The 6,044-nt window shown below is 67.8% G+C and carries 6 protein-coding genes; 5 read left to right on the top strand and 1 reads right to left on the bottom strand.

The features are described from left to right. On the bottom strand, positions 1–246 hold a 246-nt coding region (locus KVS69_RS21295; RefSeq protein ID WP_302675382.1), incomplete at its 3' end, for a MerR family DNA-binding transcriptional regulator. Positions 247–294: 48 nt separating this feature from the next. On the opposite strand from KVS69_RS21295, the gene KVS69_RS17665 reads away from it, so the two are divergent. The 5 genes from KVS69_RS17665 to KVS69_RS17645 all read left to right on the top strand — a co-directional run. Further along, on the top strand, positions 295–912 hold the full coding sequence (locus tag KVS69_RS17665; RefSeq protein WP_217539261.1) for a cation transporter: 618 nt from the start codon (positions 295–297) through the stop codon (positions 910–912). Beyond that, complete coding sequence (locus KVS69_RS17660; RefSeq protein WP_102789689.1) at positions 909–1,265, top strand: hypothetical protein; 357 nt, start codon at positions 909–911, stop codon at positions 1,263–1,265. Before KVS69_RS17665 ends, KVS69_RS17660 begins: the two co-directional genes overlap by 4 nt. 56 nt (positions 1,266–1,321) lie before the next feature. Further along, a complete protein-coding gene (locus KVS69_RS17655; protein ID WP_217539259.1) occupies positions 1,322–2,602 on the top strand; it encodes a TolC family protein in 1,281 nt (426 codons plus the stop codon). Beyond that, positions 2,599–3,549: an efflux RND transporter periplasmic adaptor subunit gene (locus KVS69_RS17650; RefSeq protein WP_182338181.1), complete on the top strand. Its 951-nt coding sequence runs from the start codon at positions 2,599–2,601 to the stop codon at positions 3,547–3,549. The genes KVS69_RS17655 and KVS69_RS17650 overlap by 4 nt, the downstream gene beginning before the upstream one ends. 8 nt (positions 3,550–3,557) lie before the next feature. Beyond that, on the top strand, positions 3,558–6,044 hold a 2,487-nt coding region (locus tag KVS69_RS17645; protein ID WP_217539257.1), incomplete at its 3' end, for a CusA/CzcA family heavy metal efflux RND transporter.

The raw sequence follows: 6,044 nt of genomic DNA, 5'->3' as shown, positions 1-6,044 counted from the left end.
GCCATTGCCCAGCGCCGAGTACGCCGTGGCGATCTGCAGCGGGGTGACATTCAGGCCATAGCCGTAGGACATGGTGGCCTTGGACGAACCGCTCCAGCGCCCCGGGCGCGGCAGCAGGCCGGTCCGCTCGTAATAGCGGATGGTCTCCAAATGGCACCCACTGGCGTCGGCAGCCTCACTGATTTTCATTCGTAGTACGCTTGACTCCGTAGTAGCTACGGACTTTACCCTCACCGGCTGTGCCATGCCAGCGGTCCGCCTGGGCCTGGCTTCCCTGCGACTGGAGATGTTCCCATGAGTGATTGCGGCTGCCACCACGAGGCCAAGAATGCGCAGGAGCGGCGCGTCCTCTGGATCGCCCTAGCGTTGAACGCGGCGATGGCCGTGATCGGCGGCATCGCCGGCTGGATTGCCCATTCCACTGGCCTACTGGCCGACGCTCTGGACATGCTGTCCGATGCCACCGCCTATGCCATTGGCCTGGTCGCCATTGGGCGCACAGCCCGCTTCAAGGCTAATGCCGCGTGGGTCAGCGGCAGCGTACTGCTGGTGCTGGGGGTGGGCGTGTTGGTCGAGGTCGGCCGTCGCGTAATGTTCGGCGCCGAGCCGGTCAGTGGCTGGATGATCGGCACCGCCCTGCTGTCGCTGGTGGTCAACATGACCGTGCTGCGCATGCTGGCGCCGCTGAAGTCCGGCGAAGTGCATCTGCGAGCCACCTGGCTGTTCACCCGGGCTGATGTGGTCGCCAATGTTGGCGTGATCCTGGCCGGCCTGCTGGTCTGGTGGCTGGCCAGTCCGTACCCGGATTTCGTGATCGGCGCCCTGATCGGCCTGTACGTGATCAAGGAGGCCTTCGAGATCTTGGGTGATGCCCGCCGGGCACGTGCCGACGCGCGCAAGACGGCTGTATGACCAGGCTTGGCCGGCTGGGTTCTGGCCTGCGCTGGCTCCTGCTGGCGCACTTGGCCGTGGGTCTGGTGGCGCAGCCGGTGCTGGCACTGGTCGGCGAGCTACATGTTCAAACCCATCTGGCCACTGCCGACCGCGGCCCGGCAGTGTCGCCGCCAGCTGCCGAGCGTGGCATAGACGTCGCCCTGCACCGGCTTCAGCAGCTGGTGCTGTGTTGCGGCCAAGCCGTGCCGGCACCTGAGATCCTGCTGGCCGTGGCGGACATCGGCCGGTATTTGCCCGTACTGAACGCCGATACGCCGACGTATCCGCACGCGCACCCGATTGCGCCATTCCGACCGCCGATCGCAGGGTGAGGTCCGCCGGCATGCGCCGGCACCCTGTCGATATCGAGAACCTTCGGAGTACTTCCATGCATGTGCGATTGGCGGCGATAGCCGCATGGCTGCTGTTGGGCGGCGCAATGGCGACGCCGGCGTCGGCCGCCGAGTTGATGACCTTGGACGACGCGTTTGCGCGTGTGGCCCAAACCCACCCCGAGCTGCGCCTGGTCGATGCTCGGGCCAACGTGCTCGCTGCCGAGCGCGATCAGGCGGTGCAGCGCCCACCGTGGACGGTCGGTGCAGAGGTCGAAAACGCTTTGGGCACTGGCGCAGCCCGCGGCCTGGACAGCGCGGAACTGACCTTGAGCCTGAGCTCGGTCCTGGAGCGCGGCGGCAAGCTCGACGCCCGCCGCACCTTGGCCCAAAGCCGGATTGATGCACTGGCCGTGCAGCGGGAGACCGGTCGGCTGGACCTGCTCGCCGAGACGGCGCGGCGCTATCTGGCCGTCGTCGGTGCCGACCGGCAACGCAGCCTGGCGGACAAGGATGTTGGCCAGCGCCAGCGAACCGTGGCCGCTGCCCGGCAGCGCCTGGAGGCTGGCGCGTCGCCCGAGTCGGTGCTGCTGACTGCGCAGGCGGCGCTGGCGCGCGCAGAGCTGACCCGTGATCGCGCCGAGCAGCAGCGAATCGCCGCCCGTCAGCATCTGGCCGCACTGTGGGGCGAACGGGCTCCCAGCTTCGAGGTGGCCGCAGCCGATCCGATGACCTTGCCCGCGATCGCGTCCATGCAGACATTGGCCGAGGAACTGGAGCGCACTCCCGAGCTGGCGCAATTTGCCGACGCCGGCCGGATCGCGCAGGCGCGACTCCAGCTGGCGCGCTCGGCGGCCTCGCCAGACTTGTCGTGGCAGCTGGGCGTGCGCCGCCTGCAGGAGACTGACGACACCGCGCTGGTGGCCAGCCTGTCCATGCCGCTGGGCAGCCGCAGCCGTGCGCAGCCAGAGATCCGCGCCGGCGAAGCCGAACTGGAGGTGCTGGCAATCGAGCGCGAGGCCAAGGGCCTGTCGCTGTATTCCACGTTGGTCGAGGCCCATGGCCGCTATACCGTGGCGCAGGCCGAGGTTGCACGGCTGCAAGGCGACGTGCTGCCGAAGTTGGCCCGGGCCGAGCAGGCCGCCGAGCGCGCCTATCGCGCCGGCGCGATCAGCTACCTGGAATGGGCACAGTTGCAGTCCGAACGCACGGCCATGGCCCAGCAGCAGCTGGACGTGGCGCTCGATGCGCAGCGCGCCCTGATCGAAATTCAACGACTGACCGGCCAAGCGCTTGTAACGCCGCCGTCGGCCGCTTCCATTGGAGAAACCCCATGAATCGCTTTTCCTGGACCGCACTGGGCATGGCCCTGATGATGCTGGCCGCCTGCAACGCGTCGGCCCCCAACGAAGCGTCCGAAGGCGGCGCCGCCGCTGAGGGCGAAGAGCACGGCGAGCACGAGGAAGCGCCGCTGGAAACCAAGATTGCCGCCAAGGCGGCGCAGGCGGCGGGTATCCAGGTCGCGCCGGCAGGCCCCGGTGAGATTGCCGATGAGCATGAGGTGCAAGGGCTGTTGTCCCCGATTGACGGTCGCATCGCGCAGGTCACGGCACGCTTCCCCGGGCCGGTCCGCTCCGTGCGTGCGGGCGTGGGTGATCAGGTACGTGCCGGCCAGGCACTGGCCACGGTGGAGAGCAACCTGAGCCTGACGACCTATACCGTCACCGCGCCGATTAGTGGCGTGGTCATGGCGCGCACGGCCGCCGTGGGCATGGCGGCCGCTGAGGGCGCGCCACTGTTCGAGGTCGCCGACCTGTCCACCCTGTGGGTGGACCTGCACATCTTTGGGGCCGACGTCCAGCACATCGGTGCCGGCGTGCCGGTGACGGTCACCCGCTTGAGCGATGGCGTCACGGCGCAGACCACCTTGGAGCGCGTCCTGCCCGGCACCGCCACCGCCAGCCAAAGCACCATTGCGCGCGCCACCGTGGCCAACACCGATGGCCTGTGGCGTCCGGGTTCGGCGGTCAAGGCGCGGGTCACCGTGGATCGCCAATCGGCGGCGCTGGTGGTGCCAATCACCGCGCTGCAGACCGCAGAAGACCAGGACGTGGTCTACGTGCAGCAGGGCGAAACCTACCACACCCGGCCGGTGAAGCTGGGGCGCCGCGACGCCGAACGCGCCGAAGTGCTGGAAGGCCTCAAGGCCGGTGAACAGGTGGTGGTGGCCCAAAGCTTCCTGATCAAGGCCGACATCGAAAAGTCCACCGTGGAAGAGGAATGAGGCCCGCCATGCTCGAACGCCTCATTGGGCTGTCCATCCGCCATCGCTGGCTGACGCTGGTGCTCACCGCTGCGCTGGTTGCGCTGGGCGTGTGGAGCTACCGTCACCTTTCCATCGACGCCACGCCGGACATCACCAACGTCCAGGTCCAGATCAACACCCAGGCCCCGGGTTACTCGCCGCTGGAGGCTGAGCAACGGGTGACCTTTGCCATTGAAACGGCCATGGCCGGCCTGCCCAAGCTGGACTACAGCCGCTCGCTGTCGCGGTATGGGCTCTCACAGGTCACCGTGGTGTTCAAGGACGGCACCGACCTGTACTTTGCCCGCCAGCAGGTCGCCGAGCGCCTGCAGCAGATCGCTTCCCAGCTGCCCGACGGATTGGACCCGGAAATGGGGCCGATCTCCACCGGGTTGGGCGAGATCTTCATGTACACCGTGGAGGCCGAGCCCAACGCTCGCAAGCCCGACGGCACCCCGTACACCGCCACGGACCTGCGCACCCTGCAGGACTGGGTGATCCGGCCGCAGCTGCGCACCACGCCCGGCGTCACCGAGGTCAACACCATCGGCGGTTTTGAGCGGCAGATCCACATCACCCCGGACCCGGCCCAGCTGGTGGCCCTGGGCTTCACGTTGAACGACGTGGTCGCGGCGGTCATGCGCAACAACCAGAACATTGGCGCTGGCTACATCGAGCGCAATGGACAGCAATTCCTGGTGCGCGTGCCCGGCCAGCTGGCCAATCTGGAGGCGATCGGCAACATCGTGCTGGACCGCCGCGACGGCGTGCCCATCCGGGTGCGCGATGTGGCCAGCGTGGGCGAAGGCAAGGAGCTGCGCACGGGCGCGGCCACCCAGAATGGCCATGAGGTCGTGGTCGGTACCGCCTTCATGCTGTTCGGCGCCAACAGCCGGGAGGTCTCCCAGGCAGCCGCGGCCAAGCTGGACGCTGCCAACGCCAGCTTGCCTGCCGGCGTGCATGCCAAGGCCGTCTATGACCGCACCGCGCTGGTGGATCGCACCATCGGCACGGTGTCCAAGAACCTGATCGAGGGCGCGCTGCTGGTGGTGGTAGTGCTGTTCCTGCTGCTGGGCAATGTGCGCGCCTCGTTGATTACCGCGGCGGTGATCCCGTTGGCGATGCTGTTCACGATCATCGGCATGGTGCGTGGCGGCGTATCGGGCAACCTGATGAGCCTGGGCGCGCTGGACTTCGGCCTGATCGTGGACGGGGCGGTGATCATCATCGAGAACTGTCTGCGCCGGTTCGGGGAGGCGCAGCACGCGCTGGGCCGCCAGCTCAACGATGAAGAGCGCTATGACCTGACCGCCTCGGCCACCGCCGAGGTGATCCGTCCCAGCCTGTTTGGCCTGGGCATCATCGCCGCGGTCTACCTGCCGATCTTCGCGCTGTCCGGGGTGGAAGGAAAAATGTTCCACCCGATGGCGATCACGGTGGTGCTGGCCCTGACCGGCGCCATGGTGTTGTCGCTGACCTTCGTGCCGGCGGCGATCGCCACCTTCCTGCGCGGCCGCGTGGCTGAGCACGACAACCGCCTCATGCGCTGGTCGCGGGCCCGCTATACGCCGCTGCTGGATTGGGCACTGCGGCGCCGGGTCGTGGTGCTGGCAGGCGCGGCCGTGCTGGTGGTGGGCTGTGGCGTGCTGGCCACCCGCTTGGGTTCGGAGTTCGTGCCGAGCCTGGATGAAGGCGACATCACCTTGCAACCCATGCGTATTCCCGGCACCAGCCTGGAGCAGTCGGTGGCCATGCAGGAAACGCTGGAGAAGCGCCTGGCCCAGTTCCCGGAGGTGGCCAACATCTTCTCCAAGATCGGCACCGCCGAGGTGGCCACCGATCCGATGCCGCCATCGATGGCCGACACCTTCCTGATGCTCAAGCCCCGCGACCAGTGGCCCGATCCGCGTAAGCCCAAGGCCGAGCTGGTGGAAGAGCTGGAGGCGGCAGCCAAGGAAATCCCGGGCAGCAACTACGAGTTCACCCAGCCCATCCAGATGCGCACCAACGAGTTGATCTCCGGCGTCCGTTCGGACGTGGCAGTCAAGGTCTACGGCGACAATCTGGACCAGCTGACGCGCCTTGCCAGTCGGGTCGAGCGGGTCATGCGCAGCGTCCCCGGCGCCGAAGACGTCAAGGCCGAGCAGGTCTCGGGCCTGCCGCTGTTGACCATCACGCCAGATCCGGCGGCATTGGCACGGTATGGCCTGAATCCGGGCGATGTGCAGGAGACGGTGGCCACCGCCATTGGGGGCAGTGTTGCCGGCCAGTTGATCGAGGGCGACCGCCGCTTCGACCTGGTCGTGCGCCTGCCCGAAGCGCAGCGCCAAGACCCCGCTGTGCTGGCAGATCTGCCCATTCCGCTGCCGGCAAGCACCAGTGTCGATGAGTCCAGCCGTCTGGCCGCCGGCGCCAATGGGGGGCCTCGCACGGTGCCCCTGCGGGAAGTGGCCAAGGTCCAGGTGGAGCGCGGG

The organism is Stenotrophomonas sp. GbtcB23, from assembly GCF_019091045.1.
Taxonomy (GTDB): domain Bacteria; phylum Pseudomonadota; class Gammaproteobacteria; order Xanthomonadales; family Xanthomonadaceae; genus Stenotrophomonas; species Stenotrophomonas rhizophila_A.
Note: the sequence above shows the minus strand (reverse complement) of the source record. Positions and strands in the feature narration are given on the sequence as shown.

Coding starts and splice junctions, on each gene's coding strand:
- KVS69_RS17665 (WP_217539261.1), top strand. CDS start 295: ATGAGTGATTGCGGCTGCCACCACGAGGCCAAGAATGCGCAGGAGCGG.
- KVS69_RS17660 (WP_102789689.1), top strand. CDS start 909: ATGACCAGGCTTGGCCGGCTGGGTTCTGGCCTGCGCTGGCTCCTGCTG.
- KVS69_RS17655 (WP_217539259.1), top strand. CDS start 1,322: ATGCATGTGCGATTGGCGGCGATAGCCGCATGGCTGCTGTTGGGCGGC.
- KVS69_RS17650 (WP_182338181.1), top strand. CDS start 2,599: ATGAATCGCTTTTCCTGGACCGCACTGGGCATGGCCCTGATGATGCTG.